This window comes from Zoogloea oryzae (assembly GCF_030161255.1).
Classification (GTDB): domain Bacteria; phylum Pseudomonadota; class Gammaproteobacteria; order Burkholderiales; family Rhodocyclaceae; genus Zoogloea; species Zoogloea oryzae.
In genome coordinates, this window is record NZ_BSPX01000079.1 from 1 (window position 1) to 19,380 (window position 19,380).

The following is a 19,380-nucleotide window of genomic DNA, read 5'->3' on the forward strand; positions in this document are numbered from 1 at the left end:
TGATGCAGGTGCTGCTGCGCAACCCCCTGGCCGACCCCTACGTGCTGGGCATCTCCGGCGGCGCCGCGGTGGGTGCGCTGGGGGCGATCCTGGCCGGGGCCGCCTCTGGCTGGATCGACGCCGGCGCCTTCATCGGCGCGCTGGGCGCGACCCTGCTGGTCTTCGGCCTCGCCCACGGCGACGGCTCGTGGACGCAGACCCGGCTCCTCCTCACCGGCGTCATCGTCGCCGCCGGCTGCGGCGCGGCGGTGGCGCTGATGCTTAGTCTTGCCCCGGAAGGCCGGGTCAAGGGCATGCTGTTCTGGCTGATGGGCGACGCCAGCAGCGTCAGCCAGCCGTGGCCGGCGCTTGTCGTGTTGGGGCTGGGGCTGGTGGCCGTGCTGCCCTTCGCCCGGGAGCTCAACCTGCTCTCCCGGGGCGAGATCACCGCCCGGGCGCTCGGCGTGCGCGTCGGCCGCCTGCGCGCGCTGGTGTATGGCCTGGGCGCGCTACTCACCGGCGTGGCCGTCACCACTGTCGGTTCGGTGGGTTTCGTCGGGCTGATCGTGCCCCATCTGGTGCGCCTCGCCATCGGCAACGACCAGCGCCTGCTGCTGCCCGCCGCCACCCTGGCCGGCGGCGTGCTGCTTACCGCGGCCGACACGGCGGCCCGCACCGTGGTCGCGCCGATCCAGCTGCCGGTGGGCGTGCTCACCGCGCTGTTCGGCGTGCCGGTGTTCCTCTTCCTGCTGACGAGGCATCCGCGATGAAGATGGACGCCCGTCCCCCGGTGCTCGGCACCGACGCCCTCGCCGTCGAAGTCGGCCGGCACCGCGTGTGCCGCGATCTGGATTTCACCCTCCAGCCCGGCGACACCCTGGTCATCCTCGGCCGCAACGGCGCCGGCAAGAGCACCCTGCTGCACACCCTCTCCGGCCTGCGCCCGCCCGCCGGCGGCAGCGTGCTGCTCTCCGGCAAACCCTACGGCGACTGGCCTCGCGGCCATGAAGCCTGCCTGCGCGGCCTGCTCGCCCAGAGCCAGCCCGACTACTTCAGCGCCACCGTGCTCGAAACCGCCCTCGTCGGGCGCCACCCGTATCTGGGCCGCTGGGACTGGGAAGGCGAGGAGGACGAAGCCATCGCTCTCGCCGCGCTGGAGACGATGGGCCTCGCCGGCTTTGCCGAGCGTCAGGTGCCCACGCTGTCGGGCGGCGAGCGTCAGCGCCTCGCCATCGCCGCGCTGCTGGTGCAGCAGCCCCGGCTGTATCTGCTCGACGAGCCGCTCGCCCACCTGGATCTGCATCATCAGGTGGCGGTGCTCGATCACTTCCGCGGCCTCGCCAAAGGCGGTGCCGGCGTGGTGATGGTGCTTCACGACATCAACCTCGCCGCCCGCTACGCCAGCCACGTGCTGCTGCTCGACGGCGAAGGCGGCCACGTGATCGGCCCCGCCGCCAGCGTGCTCACCGTCGACCGCCTCTCCGCCGCCTTCGGCCACCCCCTGCGCGCCGTGGCGGATGGAGACGACACGCTGTTCGTGCCCGTATAAATAAGGTCGACCTGTAGGTCGGACTGTAGGTCGGACTTTAGTCCGACAAACCCTGCCTGATCGACCCGCGCTGTCGGACTGAAGTCCGACCTACAGAAACCCACAAAAACCCCAACGAGAGAACCCCATGACCGACACCGATTCCTCCCTCGACACCCGCCACAAGGCCCGCATGGAACGCAAGAAGGCCGTCGTGGATGCCGCCATCGCCGCCGCCACCGACAAGCGCGGCGTGCTGCTGGTGAACACCGGCAATGGCAAGGGCAAGTCCAGCGCCGCCTTCGGCGTGCTCGCCCGCGCGCTCGGCCACGGCCTGCAGTGCGGCGTGGTGCAGTTCGTGAAGGGCCGCTCGGATACCGGCGAAGAAGCCTTCTTCCGCCAGCAGCCCGGCGTGAGCTGGCACGTGATGGGCGATGGCTTCACCTGGGACACCCAGAACCGCGCCGCCGACATCGCCAGCGCCCGGGCCGGCTGGGAGCAGGCCCGCGCCTTCCTGCGCGACCCGGCCATCGGCCTCGTGATCCTCGACGAGCTCAACATCGTGCTGAAGTACGCCTACCTGGACGTGGCCGAGGTCATCGCCGACCTCCAGGCCCGCCCCGCCCACCAGCACGTCATCGTCACCGGCCGCGCCGCGCCGGACGCGCTGGTCGAGGTCGCCGACACCGTCACCGACATGGGCGCCACCAAGCACGCCTTCAAAGCCGGCATCGCGGCCCAGGCCGGCGTGGAGTTCTGAGCGCAAGACGCCCGCCCGATCTGTAGGTCGGACTTCAGTCCGACAAACCCGGCCCGCTCAACCCGCGCGCTGTCGGACTAAAGTCCGACCTACAGGGTCGTGCCTTGTCTTTTCGGGGCGACGCGGCCGATGTCGCGCCCGATCCGCCGCACCCCCGCCCGGCCGCACCCCTCGATCCGTAGGTCGGACTTCAGTCCGACAAACCCTGCCCGATCAACCCGTGCTGTCGGACTGAAGTCCGACCTACAGGGCATTGCCTGGGCGGGCCTTGCGGAAAACCCCGGTTCTGCCGCCTGCCCGGCGCGGGGTAAGCTCGGGGCTTCGCCGATCCGAGTCTGCCCCCACCATGCACCACATCGTCTCCATCGAAGCCGGCGCGCTGGTCGCCGATCTGCGTCGTCCCGCCTTCGAACACACCTGGACCGAGCACGAAGCCACTGCCCAGGCCCAGGTGGCCGAGCGGCTGCGGGACGCCACCATCGCGGTGGTCAACAAGCGCCTGCTCACCGCCGACATCATCAATTCGCTACCGAATCTGCAGATGGTCGCCATCGCGGCCACGGGTTACAACAACGTGGATCTCGACGCCTGCCGGGCGCGGGGCATCGTGGTGTCCAACGTGCGGGGCTATGCCCGCGAGACGGTGCCCGAGCACGTGTTTGCGCTGCTGCTGGCGCTGGCGCGGCAGATCGGGCCGTTTCACCGTTCGGTGGCGGCGGGGCGCTGGCAGCAGAGCGAGCAGTTCTGCTATTTCGACTACCCGATCCGCGATCTGGCCGGGCAGACCCTGGGCATCTTCGGTGGCGGCACCCTGGGGCAGGGCGTGGCGCGCATCGCGGCGGCCTTTGGCATGAAGGTGGTGTTTGGCGAGCACAAGGGCGCCGCCACCTGTCGCCCCGGCTACCTGCCCTTCGAGCAACTGATCCGCGAGGCCGATGTCATCAGCCTGCACTGCCCCCTCACCGACGCCACCCGCCATCTCATTGGCACGGCCGAGCTGGCCGCGATGAAACCCACCGCGCTCCTCATCAACACCGCCCGCGGCGGGCTGGTGGATGAGCAGGCCCTGGCCGACGCCCTGCGCGCCCGCCGCATCGGCGGTGCCGGCTTCGACGTGCTGACCGCCGAGCCGCCGGTGGATAACCCGCTCCTCGCGCCGGACCTGCTGGACGCCGGCAACTTCATCCTCACCCCCCACGTGGCGTGGTCCAGCCGCGAAGCCATGCAGACCCTCGCCGACCAGCTCATCGACAACATCGAGGCCTTCGCCCGGGGCGAGCCGGTGAACCGGGTGGCGTGAAACCCGGGCGGGCTCAGCGCGCCGCCCGCAGATAGCCGATGATCGCCCGGCGTTCGGCCGGGTCGCTCACCCGGACGTTCATGCGCTGGCCGGGGATCAGGGCTTCCGGGTCCTGCAGCCAGCGCTCCAGCGTCACTTCATTCCAGACGATCCCTGAGCCCGCCAGCGCGGGCGAATACGCAAAGCCCGCCACGCTGCCTGCCCTGCGGCCGAACACGCCGGCGTGATGGGGACCGGTCCGGTCTGCATCAAGGGCGTGGCAGCCGCCGCAGCGGGCTTCGTACAGCGCCTTGGCGTCGAGGGCTTCGTCCGCCCCGGCCTGCGTGGCCAGCACGGCCAGGCAGGTCAGGGCGACGTGGTGGGCGCGCATCACGCACCGAAGCTGAGGGCCTTGGTGGGCAGCGGGCGGCCGAGCGCGCTGGTGAGGGCCGTCCAGTGCATCGTCTCGTCGGCGGCCAGGCGGCCGGCGATCTGGGCCAGGTTGTGGTCCTTGAAGGCCGGGATGACGCTCAGGTAGGCATTGGTGGCCCCCATCTCCAGCCGGGCGGCCAGGTTGAGCACGTCGGCCTGGCTCGTCAGCGATGCGGCATTGAGGGCCTTGGCGTAATCGTTGATCGACTTCTCGGCCACCGGCTTGCCGCCCATCTTCTCGATGGTGGCAATCAGCGCGTCCCGATGGCTCTTGTGGTGGGACTGGAAGAGCACCGCCACGTCGAGCACCGGCTTCTGCAGCAGGCCGCTGGTGGCGCCCAGCTGGTAGGCGTTGATGGCCTCGTGCTCCAGGCCGAGGGCGACGTTGAGGATGTCCACGTCCTTGGCGGCATCGCCGGTGGCGGCCGAGGCGAGGTCGGCGCGCCCGGCGAGCAGGGCGATGGCGGCGACGGAGAGGGTGGCTTTGCCGGACGAGGACAGGAAGCTGCGGCGGGCCGGAACGAGAAGGGTGGTCATGATCGGATCTCCTGGGGGGTTGAGGGGTGCTTCAACCTCTCTACGCACCCGATCGGCATCCGGATGCAGGCGGCGACGGTTTTTTTGCGTCGCCGCCACCCCTCAGCCGGCGCAGCTCATGAACATCAGCCCGCCGGTCGCGCTCGTCACGCGCCGGTGGTTGCCGGCGCCTGCGGGACGACCGAAATCGCCGGCCCGCAGCAGCACGTCGTCCACACTGACTTCGCCTTCCAGCTGCAGGCAGTCGTCGGCTGCCCCGAAGGCCAGCTCGGCCCCGGCGCCGGGTTCGAGGCGCAGCAGCATCGAGCGGCGACCGCCGTCTTCGCGCAGCAGCTTGAGATCCACCCCCGGCGCGTGGTGCGCCCACGGCCCTTCATCCCGGGGGATCGTCATCGGCACGACGTCCTCGCCGGGCAGCAGGGCGGTGATCATGTCCCGGGCGAGGGCCAGCGGATGGCCGATGGGCGTGCCGCGCAGGTAGATCAGCGCACCCCCGGCCGAGCGGACGATGCCGTGACGGCTGCCCGACGGGGCCAGGTGGTAGTCCCCCGGGCCGACGCTGACCTCGCCCAGCTCCACGCGCCCGCGCAGCACCAGGCACTCCTCGTCTTCATGGTGGCGGTGGAAGGGGATCGCCGCACCGGGCTGCAGTTCGAGCAGCGCCGCGCGCTGATCGCCCTGCATGCGCTTGACGCGCACGCCCGGCACAAGGCTCTCCCATTCGCCCTCGTCAAAACGGATGCGGATGAAGTCCTTGCCGGCCTCGCGGCTGGCGCGGATGCGGTCGAGCAGGCGCAGCTTCACTGCCTCGGCGCGCTTGGGCGGAAAGTGCACCGGACCGAGGGATTCGAGCAGTCCGTCCTCCACCTCGCGGGCGGTGGTCGGGTCGTCGGGGTCGAGCAGATGTTTGGTGTCCATGATCAGGTCAGGCTCCGGTCCATGGTGGCGGCCAGGGTGCCGCGCAGGCTGAGCAGGGCGCGGCGGACGTGGGATTTGACGGTGCCGAGGGGCAGGCGGGCCTGCTCGGCGACTTCCTCGTGGGTCAGGCCGCGGAAGAACACCAGGGCCAGCAGCTGCCGCGGCAGCGGATCGAGGGCCGCCAGCGCGGCGTGGAGGAGGGCGTGGTTGCGGCACGCCGACAGCAGGTTCTGTGGATTGAGGGCGGCTTCGTCGGCGTCGTCGGGCCGCATCAGGATCTCCGGCTCCGGGTGCAGCGTGGCCGGATCGGCGCGGCGCAGATGGTCCAGCGCCCGGCTGCGGGCAATGGTGAGCATCCACGCCAGCGGCCGGCCACGGGCCGGGTCGTAGCGTGCCGCCTGCTGCCAGATCTGGAAGAACACGTCCTCCACGATCTCCTCGGCGGCGGCGGGCGTGCGCACGATGCGCAGGGCGAGCCCGTACACCCGTCCGCTGGTCCGGTCGTACAGTGCGCCCAGGGCGTCGGCGTCTTCCCGCTGGATGCGCGCGATCAGCGCCACCAGCTCGGCGGTGTCCGGCGCCGCCGACCACAGATCCGCGCTGCCGCTGTCGGACGTCTCGTCCGCGGCCTCCAGCAAGCCCGGGTTCAGGGCTGCTGCGTCAGCCGCAAAGGCCGGCTGAATGTCCTCGATCATGCCTCGTGCTCCTTCCTGCCGGTGCCGGCGGCATCGTCCTGCTTGGCCCGTCGGGCCATTGCGGCGGGCTGGCCTGCCCGGCTTCCGCGTTCCCGTTCAAGGATACGCAGCCCGACCGCTTCCGGATGCAGCGCGCCGCAAAAAGAACATCCGCGCGAGGGCAGGGGCACCCGGCCCGTCCGCCCGCTTCACTCCAGCGAACTCTCCCTGTACGACACGCACGGCAATGCCTGGGAGAAGGGCTTCACCGAAGACCGGCGGGTCATGGGGGGCAGCGCCCCCGATGTCGTCCGCCTGGCAAACCGCGGTCGAGCATATGCCGACATGCGCTTCACCAGCGGTGGATTCCGGCTCGTGCGCCAGCTCGCACCCTGATCGCCTCGCACAGCAGCGGGGGCTGCAAGCGAGCTCCCGACGGTTCTGCGCGAAGACCAAAAATACTGCGGAAGAATGTTGATCTTTGCGCCGTGAAACTCCGATTCAGCGCGTGAATCGATGTTGCTCGGCTCAGAAACCATGATTCACGCGCTGAAAGAAGGTTTCGGGCGCCATCATCGTGCTTTCAGCGCCTGAAACGCGGTTTCAGGCCGCGAAATCGAGTTTCTTGCCCCCGCAACACCGTTTCCGGCGCCGAAACGGTGTTTCTGCCGCTGCCACTTCTTCGCCCCTGGCCCGCAGTGGGTGCTCATGCCCCGGCAGGCTTTCGTCGGCCGCCGGCGCAGCGTTCGGCCATCCGCACCCGGCAGCCCATCCTTCAAGTCATATGAATGGCGTACAGGTAGTACATTGGTCTTTACTGTAAATGGCATATTGATTTAACATCGCTGTACTGTAGATGCGTCCAGACCACCCCATCCGCCACAGGAGGCAGCATGTCCAACATCAAGCCTGACACCCGGGTCACCGCCCAGGAAGCCGACGCCGACATCGATTCCTATCTCGCCCTCAAGGCCATCCCCGGATACACCCCCCACAACCCCGCCCACAGCGTCGAGGCCGCCACCGCCGCCTACAACGAGCTGCTCGCCGCCGAAGAAGACGTGCTGCTGGCCGAGAACGCCCTCGCCGCCGCCCGCGACGCGGTGATGGACGGCCGTCGCGCCCTGCGCAACGTCATCCTCGGCGCCAAGAACGAGGTGCGCGTCATCTATGGGGTCAGCTCCAACGAGCTGGCGTCGCTGGGCATCAAGAAGAAGTCCGATTACGCCCGCCACAGCAGCACCGCCAGGAAGACCGACGGCGATACCAGCGCCGCGCCCGGCAACCACTGAGTCCGCGCTGCCCCGCGTACCTACTCCTTGGCGCGGGGCGGTTTTTGGCAACGGCGGCCGCTACGCCGCCGTTTTTTTTGGTTTCCGTGCGCGGCGTATCACCGTAAAGCCCGAGGGGAACCACCACTCACCCGCCCACCGGGGTGTGGTCGGTGCCGATGGTGCACACCTGCGCCACCGTTCGTCGTGCCGGCCCTGAGCAGCCCCGCAACCCGTTGTTTTCCACCCCCCAGGAGGACGTATGTCCAAGCCCAAATCCATCAAGGCGCCCACCGACGAGCAGATCGAGGAAGACATCGAGCTGTTGCACCGCCTTCAGGCCATGTCCCCCGAAAAGCGCGCCCAACTCCAATCCAGCATCGACGCCCTCACCGTCGCCTACGAAGAGATGCTTGTCGCCCAGGCGGTTGAACGCGAGATCGAGGAAGCCTTCGAGGCCGCCCGCAAAAGGCGTGAAGAAGCCCTGAAAGCCCTGCGCGAAGGCCGCATTGTCAGTGTGCGCAGCCGCAGCCCGGAAGACCGTCCCGACGACGACGCTGGCCTGGAGGCCATCGCCCCGCCCCGCGACAAACCAACCCTCCACTAGATCCATCCGGGGCGCACTGTTTCCGTTCCCTCTTACAATGGCCCGATCAGGTAGCGGCCGCCCCCGGGCGCCGCGCTCGACATACAGCGGGCAGCCCGGCCCGGAAACGGAAACCCATGACGCATCTGCACTCAGGTTGGCGCGCACTCGCCCCGGCCGTCGCCAGCCTCGCCCTGCTGCTGTGCCCGGCCCCCGCCCCGGCCGACGAGAACGAACCCGGCAAGGCCAAGCTCGGCATCGAATACGAACTGGAAAACGGCGCCCGCAACGCCTGGCAAAGCCGCAGCCTCACCCTCGTACCGGGCATCACGCTCGACAACCCGTGGATTCACATGGTCGAAGCCCTCATCGAAGGCGCCCATGAACACGACAGCGGCGAGCGCAGCACGGAGCGCAAGCTCGCCATCCGCCTGCGCCACAACTTTACCCTCGGCCCCGACACCCGTCTCGTCCTGCGCGCCCTCGCCGGCCACGCCGTGCAGGGGGATGAAAAGTACTTCTACTGGTACGCCGAACCCAGCTTCCGCTACGCCATCGGCCCCGTCGAACTCATGCTCGGCTACCGCCACCAACGCGCCCTCGACGCCGGCAAGGACCACGACCTGCACAAGCTAAGGCTGGGGCCGAGCTTCGAACTGTCGGAAAACGCCGAGCTTGAATTCAGATGGGCCAGAAGCTGGAACATGCACACGGGCGCGCATGTGAGCGATGCGTATATCGTGGAGGGGACGTGGCGGTTTTGAGGGGGATGCTTGATGAGGAGAAAGTACGGATTTTAAATGGAATAAGAAATGTACTTTGTCATCAAAATATTGACCTAATTGATGCTGAGCTTTAAAATCAACAAGCCTTTGATGTAGATCGAAGGGAGTGTTGCTGGATGTCAAGTCCGCTGATCAGACTGATCAGCAGAATTGCCATCCGCCAGCTGCGAAAGAAGATTAATTTCATTAGAAAGTATCCTTTGAGTAGTAGTTGTAAATCAACATGATAAACCATGTTTAGCAAGTGCGCGGCGCGCAGTTTTACTACGCGGATGGTGTCTATGGACACCCGGTTATGCCGGAGAAGGGGTGATAAGATGGCCGCAGTCTTTTCCCTTCTCCGGTTTGGCTAATTTAGTGATGAAAAAAGAAAAGCATCCTTGGTATAAGCCGAGGGGGTATGTTCATTTTGACGCCCCACTTGGTTTGGTTGGGGCCGAGAAGTTAGCTCAAAATCCGGATAAAGTCGCCCGACATTCATTTTATCCATTCATTCGATATGGCGTAACAACTCAAAAAGTTGCTAAGAATAGCGTTACGCGCAAGGTATATCGTAAAGATCCAAAGCTACGTCACATTGCCTTTGCCTCACATGCAGACGCTCACATTTACGCATATTACAGTCATGTTTTAGGGGCGGCGTACGAGGAGAGAATAAAGTGTTATGGTTTGGGTGGCTCTGTTCTCGCATTTCGTTCCCTTGGAAAATCGAACATTGAGTTCGCGAATGATGCGTTTAATGAGATTTGTCGTGTAGGTGAGTGTTTTGTTTTTGCAACGGATATAACGGGATTTTTTGATAACCTTGATCACCAAATCTTAAAGAAGGCTTGGATTGATTTGGTTGGGTTTGAATCGCTGCCGAAAGATCATTACGCAGTATTTCGATCATTGACCAACTACTCTTATGTTATTAAGGGTGAGTTGTTCGATCTTCTAGGTTTTTCAGAGAATAACGCGCCGCGCGCACCTTCTCGATTTTGCTCTCCAAGAGATTTTAGAGAAAAGGTTCGTTATTCTGGTTTGGTTCGACGTCATGGTGAGGTCAAAGGAATACCCCAAGGCTCCCCAATTAGTGCCATGTTGTCAAATTTGTATCTTCTTGAGTTTGATCGGGTGCTTCGGGCGGAGGTTGCGTCGCGCGGTGGTACCTATTACCGTTATTGCGATGATATTTTGTGCGTAATTCCATTTGGAAATGAAGTTGGTGTCTTGGAACTGGTCGAAAATTTGATTTCAAAGTTCGGTCTGAAAATTAATGAAAAGAAGACGGAGTCTATTTTTTTTCGTGAGATTGCGGGAGTTTTGGTTGCAGAGCGCCCACTTCAATATCTAGGATTTACTTTCGATGGCTCAAGAAAGTTGATCCGTTCTGCGGCTTTCGCTAAGTTCTCCGAAAAATATCGCAGGGGCGTCAGCCTTGCAAGGCAGACTGCGAGAAAGTACAAGTTTACGAAGGGGGTTAAGGGTGTATGGCGGCGACAGTTGTATGAGCGATATTCTCACCTAGGCAAACGCAACTTCATTAGATACGGGCTCAGAGCTGCGGCGGTTATGCAGTCTCGTGGAATTCGGCGTCAGCTCCGGCCTCTTTGGCCAAGGCTTTTAAAACGTATAGAAGACGCGAATAGTCGAATCTAGTCCGAATGTGATGGTTTGTAGCAACTGGATTGCTATTGTATGAAATCGGAGGCTTGATCTCAGCAATGTCAGTTGTTTCTTTGACTTTATCGCGGACCGCTGCTGTCCCTTCTATTTTCATCCTATGCGAAATGCGCGTCACGCCAGCCCGCTTAGCTCGGGCTAGCGAAGCGTGACCCTCTACTCCGTTCTTTTTTCTTCACTCTTGTTACGGATGGCCGGCGCTTGATTCTGGTTTTGGATGAAGCGTTCGACGTGCTGCGCAACGCCTTCCGTGCCGTCCGCCAATCCCGCCCCTTCGAGATCGACGCCATTGTGGCGATGCCGGGTCACCTGCATTGCATCTGGACCTTGCCGCCGGGCGATGGGGATTTTTCGACGCGCTGGCGGCTGGTGAAGACGTGGTTCTCGAAGCATAGCCCGGATGCGCTACTGCAGGGGCCGGGTGCGGCGCGGCAGGCGAGGGGCGAGCGGGGGATCTGGCTGCGTCGTTATTGGGAACACCAGATCCGCGATGAGGCCGATCTTTCCCAGCATGTGGATTACATCCATTACAACCCGGTGAAGCACGGGCTGGTGAAGTCGGCGGGGGATTGGCGGTGGTCGAGCTTTGCGCGGTTCGTACAGGCGGGGGTGTATCCGGCGGATTGGGGGCGCGAGGCGATGGGGTTTGAGGGTGTGGGGCGGGAGTAGCGGTGGGTGGTGTCGGGTTACGCTGCGCTAATCCGACCTACGGGGCGCCCGGATTCATTTGTTTCGCGTACCCGTAAGGCCCCGCCACTCCCTGCCGTTAAAGCCTTCTGGCCGTGGTGCCCGGCGTGGGCGCTGGCCAGAACCAATCCGCATTTCCCTGCACCAACACCTTGAGCAAGGCCGGGTGATGTGTCGCTGGCCAGGTCCGTCCGGTGCCTGGCGGGATGCGGTGAGGTTCCGGATCGGCCCGTCAAGCCGCCGCTCGATCACACGACAGGTACACCCGATGGATACCGCCACCCTCCTGATTACCAACGCATTGCTCTCTTCGGCGGCGGCGCTGGTGATGTTCGTGGCGCTGCGCACCCGCAAGACGTATCCCGGCTTCGGGTTCTGGACGGCGGGGGTGGCGTGCCTGGCCCTCGGGGCGGCGATGCTGGTTCCCGGGGCGCTGCCGCCGTTATGGCATGTGGTGGTGGTGCGCAACGGGCTCTTGCTGGGCGGCCTGGTGCTGCTGCTGCGGGGGATGATCGTCTTTCGCGGCCTTACCGTCAGCCATCGCTGGGAAGGGCTGCTGGCCCTCGGTTTCCTGTGCGTGTTCGGCTATTTCAGCCTGGACCCGGCCCAGCTCGACACGCGCATCCTCATCTACTGCACCCTGGCGGGCATCCTGAGCCTGACGACGGCGGCCCTCACCTTGCGGTTCCGGCCGAAATACTTCGGGTCGAACGACGTGATGCTGGCCGTGTGGCTGGCGGTGTATGGCGTCCTTTCGTTCGTGCGCATCGGCCAGCAGTTCATCGACCCGAACACCAGCACGGCTTTCGAGGCCTTGAAGGGCTTTGGCAGCTTCTACGCGCTGGCGCAGATCCTCACCGTGCAGCTGGTGACGCTGACCCTCATCAGCATGAATTCCCAGCGCATCGAACACGAATACGCGGAGAGTGAGGTTCACCTGCGGGAGAGCGAGGCGCAGCTGCGCGCCCTCAGCGACAACCTGCCGGATGGTTTCGTCTATCAGTTCGAGCTGCGGCAAGGCCGGCGCGGCTTCCGCTACATCAGCGCGGGGATCGAGAAGATGCTCGGGCTCCATGCGGCCGACCTGATGGAGAATGCGGAGCCGCTGTTTGCCCTGATGGCGCCGGATTCCTACGCCCAGTACCGGGAGGACGAGGCGTACTGCATGCGCGAGCGGATGCAGTATTCGGGCGTGCTGCTGTTCAACGCGGCCGATGGGCGGCAGGTGTGGCTGCACGTGCGGTCGGCGCCGATTCCCGGCCCGCAGGGGGATTTGTGGGTGGGGGTGGCGGTGGATGTGACGAAGCTGAAGGTGGCGGAAGCGGAGCTGGAGCGCCATCGCAACCACCTGGAGGCGATGGTCGAGGAGCGCACCGCGGCCCTGACCGACGCCAAGCGGGCCGCCGAGTCGGCGAGTCTGGCCAAGGGGAGCTTCCTGGCCAACATGAGCCACGAGATCAGGACGCCGATGAACGCGATCCTGGGGCTCTCGGGCCTGCTGCGCCGCAAGCCCCAGGAGCCGGATACGGCCGAGAAGCTGGTGAAGATCGAGGCGGCCGGCAAGCATCTGCTGGGCATCATCAACGACATCCTGGATTTCTCGAAGATCGAAGCCGGCAAGATCAAGCTGTCGGAAGAACCGGTGGATGTGCGCGTGCTGGCGGTCAATGTGTGCTCGATGGTGGCGGAATCGGCCAAGGCCAAGGGCATCCAGCTCAGGACCGAGGTGGACTTCCTGCCGCAGCAGTTGCTCGGCGATCTGACGCGCCTGACCCAGACCCTGCTCAACCTGGTCAGCAACGCGGTGAAATTCACCGAGACGGGTTCGGTGACCATCCGGACCCTCCGGCAGCACGAGGATGAGGAGTCGATCCTGATCCGGTTCGAGGTGATCGACACGGGCATCGGCATTTCCCGCGAGGCCCTGGGCCGCTTGTTCACGCCGTTCGAGCAGGCCGACACCTCGACGGTGCGCAGTTACGGTGGAACCGGACTCGGGCTGGCCATCGCCCGTCGGCTGGCCCAGCTGATGGGTGGCGACGCGGGGGTCGAGAGCGTGCTGGGTGAAGGCAGCACCTTCTGGTTCACTGCAAGCCTGAAGAAGGCCAGCCAGGCGTGCGATGAGGCCGACCTCGCCCCGCAAAGCGAGGTCGTTGCCCAGTTGCAGCAGAAGTTTGCCGGCGCCCGCATCCTGCTGGCCGAGGACAACGAGATCAACCAGCTGGTTGCCCAGGAAATTCTGGAGGACGCGGGCCTGGTCTGCGACCTGGCAGAAAACGGCGAAGTGGCCGTGACCATGGTTCGCAGCGCGCCGGCGGGGACGTACGCCCTGATCCTCATGGACATGCAGATGCCCAGGATGGACGGGGTGACGGCAACCCGGACCATCCGGCAACTGGATGGCGGCCAGCGCATCCCCGTGGTGGCGCTGACGGCCAATGCCTTTGTCGAGGACGAGGCGCGCTGCCGGGAGGCGGGCATGAATGACTTCGTCTCGAAGCCCGTCGATCCCGACAGGCTCTACCAGGCGCTGTTGAAGTGGTTGGGCAGCCAGGCGGGGCCGTGATCGCCCCGCGGCTTACCCGTCCTTCAGGTCTTCCAGCCCGGCAAGGACCACGCCCAGGGCTTCCCGGGTGAGGGCAAAGCGCGCCTGGATGAGATCGCGGGCCCGCTGGTCCACCGCCTCTTCGAGCGCCGCGGCGGCTTCGCCGAGGTCGTAGGCGCCCAGGGTGCGGGCGATGCCTTTCAGGGTGTGGGCGAGGCGGGCCTGGGTTTCCCAGTCTTCGTCGGCGAGGGCGCGGGCGTAGTCGGGCTCGAAGCGGCGCCCGGTGGTGTCGCGGAACTTGGCGAGCAGGCGCCGGTAGAGGTCGATCTTCTTGACGTAGCTGAGGCCCACGGCGACGTCGATGCCGGGCACGGCGGGATGCGCGGGCGGGGAGGGCGTGGTTTCGGCCGGGGCCTCGGGCTCGGCCGGGTTGTCGTGCCCGTGATCGGGCAGGCAGCGGGACATCTGCTCGAACAGGTCGTCCATGCGCACCGGCTTGGCCACGTGGGCGTTCATCCCGGCGGCGAGGCATTTCTCCTGTTCGTCGAGCAGGGCGTTGGCGGTGAGGGCGATGATCGGCACGTCGCGATAGGCCGGAATCTCCCGCAGGCGCCGGGTGGCGGCGTAGCCGTCCATCACCGGCATCTGGATGTCCATCAGGATCAGGTCGGGGCAGCGCTCCTCGACGGCCAGCAGCGCCTCCTGCCCGTCCTTGGCAAAGCGCGCCATCAGCCCGGAGGTGGCCAGCAGTTCGCCGATGACTTCGCGATTCACCTCCACGTCCTCGACGACCAGGATGTCCAGGTTGCGGAAGCGCGACCAGTTGGCAACCCGCGGCTGGCGGCGTTCGCTGTCGTGGGGAGCGTCGTCGGCGAGGCCCAGGCAGTGGGCCATCTCGACGTAAAGGTGGCGGGCGCTCACCGGCTTGGCGAGCAGCCCGTCGATCTCGCCGCTGATCTGGTCGATCTCCTCGTGGTGGCTGAAGGCGGTGACGAGGATCATCGGCGGCGCCGTGCGGCCCAGGCTGCGGTAGCGGCGCTTGAGCTTGCGGATCGTCTCGACGCCGTCGAGGCGGGCCATGCGCCAGTCCACGAGGAACATCAGGTAGTCGGGCGGGGTGTCGACCTCGATCTTCTTCAGCGCGTCGCTGCCGCTCATGACCACCTCGGTGCGCAGGCCAAGCTGGCTGATCATGCGTTCGAGGATGGCGCAGGCGATGGGGTTGTCGTCGATGATGAGGACGGGCCGGTGGGCGTGCTCGGCGAGGCGGGCGCCGAACTGGGCGATGCCCTGGCGCCGGTCGGGGCCGAGGGTCTTGAAGCGCGCGCTGAAGTGGAAGGTGCTGCCCTGCCCCAGCCCGCTCTCGACCCGGATCTGGCCGCCCATCAGCTCGACCAGCTGGCGGCTGATCGACAGGCCGAGGCCGGTGCCGCCGTACTGGCGGGTCGTCGAGGTGTCGGCCTGGGTGAAGGGCTGGAAGAGGCTGGCAGCCTGCTCGGGGCTCATGCCGATCCCCTGGTCGGCGACCGAGCAGCGCAGCTCCACCTCGTCGTCGCCCACGGACACCGTATCGGCTTTGACCAGCACGGTGCCCCCGGCGGAAAACTTCACCGCGTTGGTGACGAGGTTGATCAGCACCTGGCCCAGCCGGAAGGGGTCGCCTTCGAGGACCCGCGAGTCGTCGCCGATGTCGTAGTGCAGCTCGACGCCCTGTTCTTCGGCGCGCAGCGCCACGACGCCGGAGAGCTGGTCGAAGATGGTGTCGAGGAGGAAGGGCGACTTCTCCATCGTGAGCTTGCCGGCCTCGATCTTCGAGAAGTCGAGGATGTCGTTGATGATGTTCAGCAGGCTCTCCGAGGCCACCTTGACCTTGCTGATGTAATTGAGCTGCTTGCGGTTCAGGTCGGTCGTGAGCGCCAGATCGGCCATGCCGATGATGGCGTTCATCGGGGTGCGGATCTCGTGGGACATGTTGGCCAGGAAGGTGCTCTTGGCGCGGCTGGAGCGCTGGGCTTCGAGGCGCGCCGCGGTCAGGTCGTCCATCAGCCGGTGCATGTGGGTGATGTCCCGCGCCAGCCCCAGCACGCCGATCAGGCGGCCGGCGGCGTCGCGCATCGGCGTGCGGATGGTTTCGAGAATCTCCTCGTGGCCGTCGCTCTTGTAGGTGACGGTCTCCTCGGTGACGCTGGGCTGGCCGCTGGCGATCACCTCGGCGTCGCGCTGGCGGAAGGCGTCGGCCAGCGTCGGGGGAAAGAAGTCGTGGTCCACGTGGCCGATGATGTCGGCCTCGCCGGCCCCCACGAGGCGCTCGAACTTTTCGTTGCAGGCGATGAACACGCCATCCGGGCTCTTCAGCCAGACCAGATCGGGGAGGGTGTTGAGCAGGGTGCGCAGCCGCGCCCGCTCCTCCGTCAGCATCTCGATGGTGTTGCGCAGGTTGTCGCGCAGGAGGACGAGGGAGGCGGCCAGGCTGTCCTCGCCGCCGTATTCGGGCTTCAGGACGGCCGTCAGGTCGCCCGAGGCAAACTGGCGCGCCGCCTTCTGCATGGCCAGCGGTTCTCCGCCCAGGCGGCACAGGATGCAGCGTGCGCTCAGGAGCATCAGCGCGCCGGCGACCAGCGCGCCCAGCAGGGTCAGCACCGAGGCGTAAAGGCGCGAATCGGCGGCTGTCTGCGCGAGGGTTGCCGCGGTGTGATCGGCGTACTGGGTGGCGAGCCGCACCGTGACGTCCACGGCGCTGCGATGGGTGTGGTAGCGCCGCCAGAGCTCCGGCGTCAGCGCTTCCAGCCGGGTTGTGTCGTGGGCGCGGGCGGCCGCGGCGTAGTGGCCGAGCAGCAGCGCCCAGTAGGCGTCGGCGGTTTCCTTCTGGGTGCTCAGGAGGGCCGCCTTCACCGTCGGGTCAAGCGCCCGGGTGGCCCAGTAGGCGTTCCGCTCGTCATAAACGGCTTTCAGGGCCTGCAGTGTCCTGAACAGGGATTCGCGTTGCTCGGGCGAGGCGTTCAGGAGCTGGAGCGCGGCAAGCTGGGCTTCGAGCACGTAGAGCGGCGGCGGCATCACGTCGGCGATCACGTCCTTTCCCTGGCCCATGCCGTCGGCGGCCTCGGTGATGGTCTGCGTCTCTTCCCAGACGATGGAGGCGAGGTAGAAAAAGAAGGCGACCACCACCGCCGCCACCGCCAACAGCTGTTTTCTTACGCTGAGCGTTCGAAACATTGCAAATCCCCACTTCAACTGATGCGGGGGCGCGGATGCGCGCCGATCCTCCCGCCTGAATCACCGTGGGCGCGACGGATGCGTCGGGCCCACGGTGATATCGGCTGTCAGGCGCGGTTCATGAGTGCGGTTAACCCTCTCTTGGCCGCCCGGGCTTCTTCGCCTCGCTCTTGACCTCGGGCAGCGGGGCCAGCAGGGCGCGGATGTCGTCCTCGCCGAACTTCACCGTGCCTTCGTGATCCTCGGCGAGGATGCCGGCGGCGAGATCGGCTTTCTTTTCCTGCAGGGCGAGGATCTTCTCTTCGATGGAGCCGGCGACCACCAGCTTGTAGACGAACACCGCCTTGGTCTGGCCCAGGCGGTGGGCGCGGTCGGTGGCCTGGTTTTCGACGGCGGGGTTCCACCAGGGGTCGAAGTGGATCACCGTGTCGGCGGCGGTGAGGTTGAGGCCCACGCCGCCGGCCTTGAGGCTGATGAGGAAGACCGGCACCGGGCCGTCCTGAAACTGGCGCACCGGCGTCTCGCGATCGGCGGTGTCGCCGGTGAGGGTGACGTATTTGATCTTGCGGGCGTCGAGTTCGGTGGCGATGAGGCCGAGCATGCTGGTGAATTGCGAGAACAGCAGCACCTTGCGGCCTTCTTCGACCAGCTCGGGGAGCATGTCCATCAGCAGGTCGAGCTTGGCGCGTTCCTTCACCTTGGCGGCGGCGTCGGTGTGGATGAGGCGCGGGTCGCAGCACACCTGGCGCAGCTTGAGCAGGGCGTCGAGGATGACGATCTGGCTGCGGGCGTAGCCGCGGGCGGCGATCTCGTCGCGGATGCGCGCGTCCATGGTGGCGCGCACGGTCTCGTACAGATCGCGCTGGCGGCCTTCGAGCTCGACGCTGCGCACCACGATGGTCTTGGGCGGCAGCTCCTTGGCGACTTCTTCCTTGCGGCGGCGCAGGATGAAGGGCGCGATGCGGCGGGCGAGGATCTCGCGGCGCACGGTGTCGCCGCGCTTTTCGATGGGCGTGCGCCAGCGGGCGGCGAAGTCCTTGGTGTCGCCGAGGAAGCCCGGCAGCAGGAAGTCGAACTGGCTCCACAGCTCGCCCAGGTGGTTCTCGAGGGGCGTGCCGGTGAGGCACAGGCGGTGCTCGGCCCGGAGGGTGCGCACCACCTGGGCGGCCTGGCTGGCGGCGTTCTTCACCGTCTGGGCTTCGTCGAGGATCAGCGAGTGGTAGGCGTGGGCGGCGAGCTTTTCCCGATCCCGCCACAGCAGCGGATAGGTGGTGAGGCACACGTCGTGGGCCGGGATCTTCTCGAAGTTGGCGGCGCGCCCGCTGCCGCGCAGGTTGAGCACGCGCAGCTGCGGCGCAAAGCGCTCGGCCTCGCGCTGCCAGTTGAAGACCAGCGAGGTGGGCAGCACCACCAGCGCGGGTTTGTCCAGCCGGCCGGCGTGCTTCTCGGTGAGCAGATGGGCGAGGGTCTGGGCGGTCTTGCCGAGGCCCATGTCGTCGGCGAGGATGCCGCCGAAGCCGTGGGCGCGCAGGTGCTGCAGCCAGGCAAGGCCTTCCAGCTGATAAGGGCGCAGATCCAGCGCGAAGCCTTCGGGCGCGGCCACCGGGGCGATCTGGCCGGCGCCGCGGATGCGCTCGATCATCTTGTCGAGCACCGCCTGGGCGTCGCCCTGCCAGCCGTCGGCCTGGGCGTCGCCCTGCCAGCCGTCGGCCAGGGCTTCGGCCAGCCGCGGGGCGTCGAAGCGCGACACCTTGATGCTCGCCGAGGGGCTGTCGAAGAGATCCACCAGCGTGCGCGCCAGGGGCTTGATGCGCCCGGCGGGCAGGGCGACGCGTTCACCATCAAAGAGCTGCACCAGCACCCGGGCGTCGTCGCTGATGGCTTCGAGCTGCTTGCGGTCGAGCCAGCGCGGGTCTTGCCTGAACACGGCGTGGAGCATGGGCGCGAGGTCGATGCGCCGGCCGTCCACCTCGATGCCCAGCGACACCTGTAGCCAGCCGTTGCCTTCGTCTTCGTCGGTGTCGGCGTCGGCGTCGGCGATGTCCACGTGCCAGTCGGTGGGCACCAGCACCCGGTGGCGGAAATCCTTCGGGCAGTCGATCTGCCAGCCGGCGCCCCGCAGCGCCGGCGCGGTGAGGGTGAAGAAGTGGCTCCAGTGGGTTTCGCTCTCGAGGCCCAGCATGCCTTCCGGGCGCGGCCCGGTGGTCACCAGCCAGGCCGGCTTGACGGGCTGGAAGCCGGCGCCGAGCAGCGCCCGCCAGGCGGCTTCCTCGCGGGCCGGGTCGCGCTTGACGCGCACCGCGCGGCCGTCGGGCAGGGCGGTCACATCGTGGATCGAGCCGGGCTCGAAGCGGGCCTCGCCGTAGGCAAAGGCGGGCACCGCCACGTCGTATTCGCGCCCGGCGTAGTCCACGCCGTAGCCCCGGTGCTTGCGCCAGCTCCAGCACTGCAGCGTCTGCAGGTGCAGCAGCGGTTGGCACGGTACGTCGAGGAGCGGCAGCGTGGCGGCGCCGGGTGGCTG

General features: G+C 66.3%; 15 protein-coding genes and 1 pseudogene. 10 read left to right on the forward strand and 6 right to left on the reverse strand.

Features of this window, described 5'->3' with window-relative positions; genetic code table 11:
* From QQK25_RS19190 to QQK25_RS19205, 4 genes are all read left to right on the forward strand, one after another.
* Positions 1-749, forward strand: a 749-nt coding sequence (locus tag QQK25_RS19190; RefSeq protein ID WP_284189393.1) for a FecCD family ABC transporter permease, incomplete at its 5' end; no start/stop codon positions are given.
* Positions 746-1,528 (forward strand): ABC transporter ATP-binding protein, encoded by a 783-nt coding sequence (locus QQK25_RS19195; RefSeq protein WP_438696531.1) that lies wholly within the window; start codon positions 746-748, stop codon positions 1,526-1,528. The genes QQK25_RS19190 and QQK25_RS19195, both read left to right, overlap by 4 nt.
* 127 nt (positions 1,529-1,655) lie before the next feature.
* Positions 1,656-2,267, forward strand: coding sequence for a cob(I)yrinic acid a,c-diamide adenosyltransferase (cobO, locus tag QQK25_RS19200; RefSeq protein ID WP_284189395.1), 612 nt, complete (start codon positions 1,656-1,658; stop codon positions 2,265-2,267).
* A gap of 346 nt (positions 2,268-2,613) precedes the next feature.
* Positions 2,614-3,567 carry a D-2-hydroxyacid dehydrogenase gene (locus QQK25_RS19205; RefSeq protein WP_284189396.1) on the forward strand — a complete coding sequence of 318 codons (954 nt, stop codon included), beginning with the start codon at positions 2,614-2,616 and terminating at the stop codon, positions 3,565-3,567.
* Between the two features lie 13 nt (positions 3,568-3,580).
* Here the strand turns inward: QQK25_RS19205 and QQK25_RS19210 are convergent, their stop codons facing one another.
* The 4 genes from QQK25_RS19210 to QQK25_RS19225 form a co-directional block, all read right to left on the reverse strand.
* Positions 3,581-3,937 carry a c-type cytochrome gene (locus QQK25_RS19210; protein WP_284189397.1) on the reverse strand — a complete coding sequence of 119 codons (357 nt, stop codon included), beginning with the start codon at positions 3,935-3,937 and terminating at the stop codon, positions 3,581-3,583.
* A complete protein-coding gene (locus QQK25_RS19215) occupies positions 3,937-4,515 on the reverse strand; it encodes a ferritin-like domain-containing protein (protein ID WP_284189398.1) in 579 nt (192 codons plus the stop codon). The genes QQK25_RS19210 and QQK25_RS19215 overlap by 1 nt, the downstream gene beginning before the upstream one ends.
* Before the next feature lie 102 nt (positions 4,516-4,617).
* The gene (locus tag QQK25_RS19220; RefSeq protein ID WP_284189399.1) at positions 4,618-5,433 is read right to left on the reverse strand and encodes a cupin domain-containing protein; all 816 of its coding nucleotides are present in this window, start codon (positions 5,431-5,433) and stop codon (positions 4,618-4,620) included.
* Positions 5,434-5,435: 2 nt separating this feature from the next.
* Positions 5,436-6,128, reverse strand: a complete 693-nt coding sequence (locus QQK25_RS19225) for a sigma-70 family RNA polymerase sigma factor (protein WP_284189400.1) — start codon at positions 6,126-6,128, stop codon at positions 5,436-5,438.
* Between the two features lie 872 nt (positions 6,129-7,000).
* Here QQK25_RS19225 and QQK25_RS19230 point away from each other — a divergent pair.
* The 6 genes and pseudogenes from QQK25_RS19230 to QQK25_RS19255 all read left to right on the forward strand — a co-directional run bounded on the left by QQK25_RS19230 (position 7,001) and on the right by QQK25_RS19255 (position 13,667).
* Positions 7,001-7,399, forward strand: coding sequence for a hypothetical protein (locus QQK25_RS19230; RefSeq protein ID WP_284189401.1), 399 nt, complete (start codon positions 7,001-7,003; stop codon positions 7,397-7,399).
* 241 nt (positions 7,400-7,640) lie between these two features.
* Entirely contained in the window at positions 7,641-7,985 is a 345-nt protein-coding gene (locus QQK25_RS19235; RefSeq protein ID WP_284189402.1) for a hypothetical protein, read from the forward strand.
* 116 nt (positions 7,986-8,101) lie between these two features.
* Positions 8,102-8,728, forward strand: coding sequence for a putative outer membrane beta-barrel protein (locus tag QQK25_RS19240; protein WP_284189403.1), 627 nt, complete (start codon positions 8,102-8,104; stop codon positions 8,726-8,728).
* 381 nt (positions 8,729-9,109) lie between these two features.
* Positions 9,110-10,390 (forward strand): antiviral reverse transcriptase Drt2, encoded by a 1,281-nt coding sequence (gene drt2, locus QQK25_RS19245; RefSeq protein WP_284189404.1) that lies wholly within the window; start codon positions 9,110-9,112, stop codon positions 10,388-10,390.
* Positions 10,391-10,588: 198 nt separating this feature from the next.
* A pseudogene (locus QQK25_RS19250) lies at positions 10,589-11,083 on the forward strand (REP-associated tyrosine transposase); the annotation flags it as partial.
* A 286-nt stretch (positions 11,084-11,369) separates the two neighbouring features.
* Complete coding sequence (locus QQK25_RS19255; RefSeq protein WP_284189406.1) at positions 11,370-13,667, forward strand: PAS domain-containing hybrid sensor histidine kinase/response regulator; 2,298 nt, start codon at positions 11,370-11,372, stop codon at positions 13,665-13,667.
* Between the two features lie 12 nt (positions 13,668-13,679).
* Here the strand turns inward: QQK25_RS19255 and QQK25_RS19260 are convergent, their stop codons facing one another.
* Complete coding sequence (locus QQK25_RS19260; protein ID WP_284189407.1) at positions 13,680-16,859, reverse strand: hybrid sensor histidine kinase/response regulator; 3,180 nt, start codon at positions 16,857-16,859, stop codon at positions 13,680-13,682.
* Positions 16,860-16,989: 130 nt separating this feature from the next.
* Positions 16,990-19,380, reverse strand: a 2,391-nt coding sequence (locus tag QQK25_RS19265) for a DEAD/DEAH box helicase (RefSeq protein ID WP_284189408.1), incomplete at its 5' end; no start/stop codon positions are given.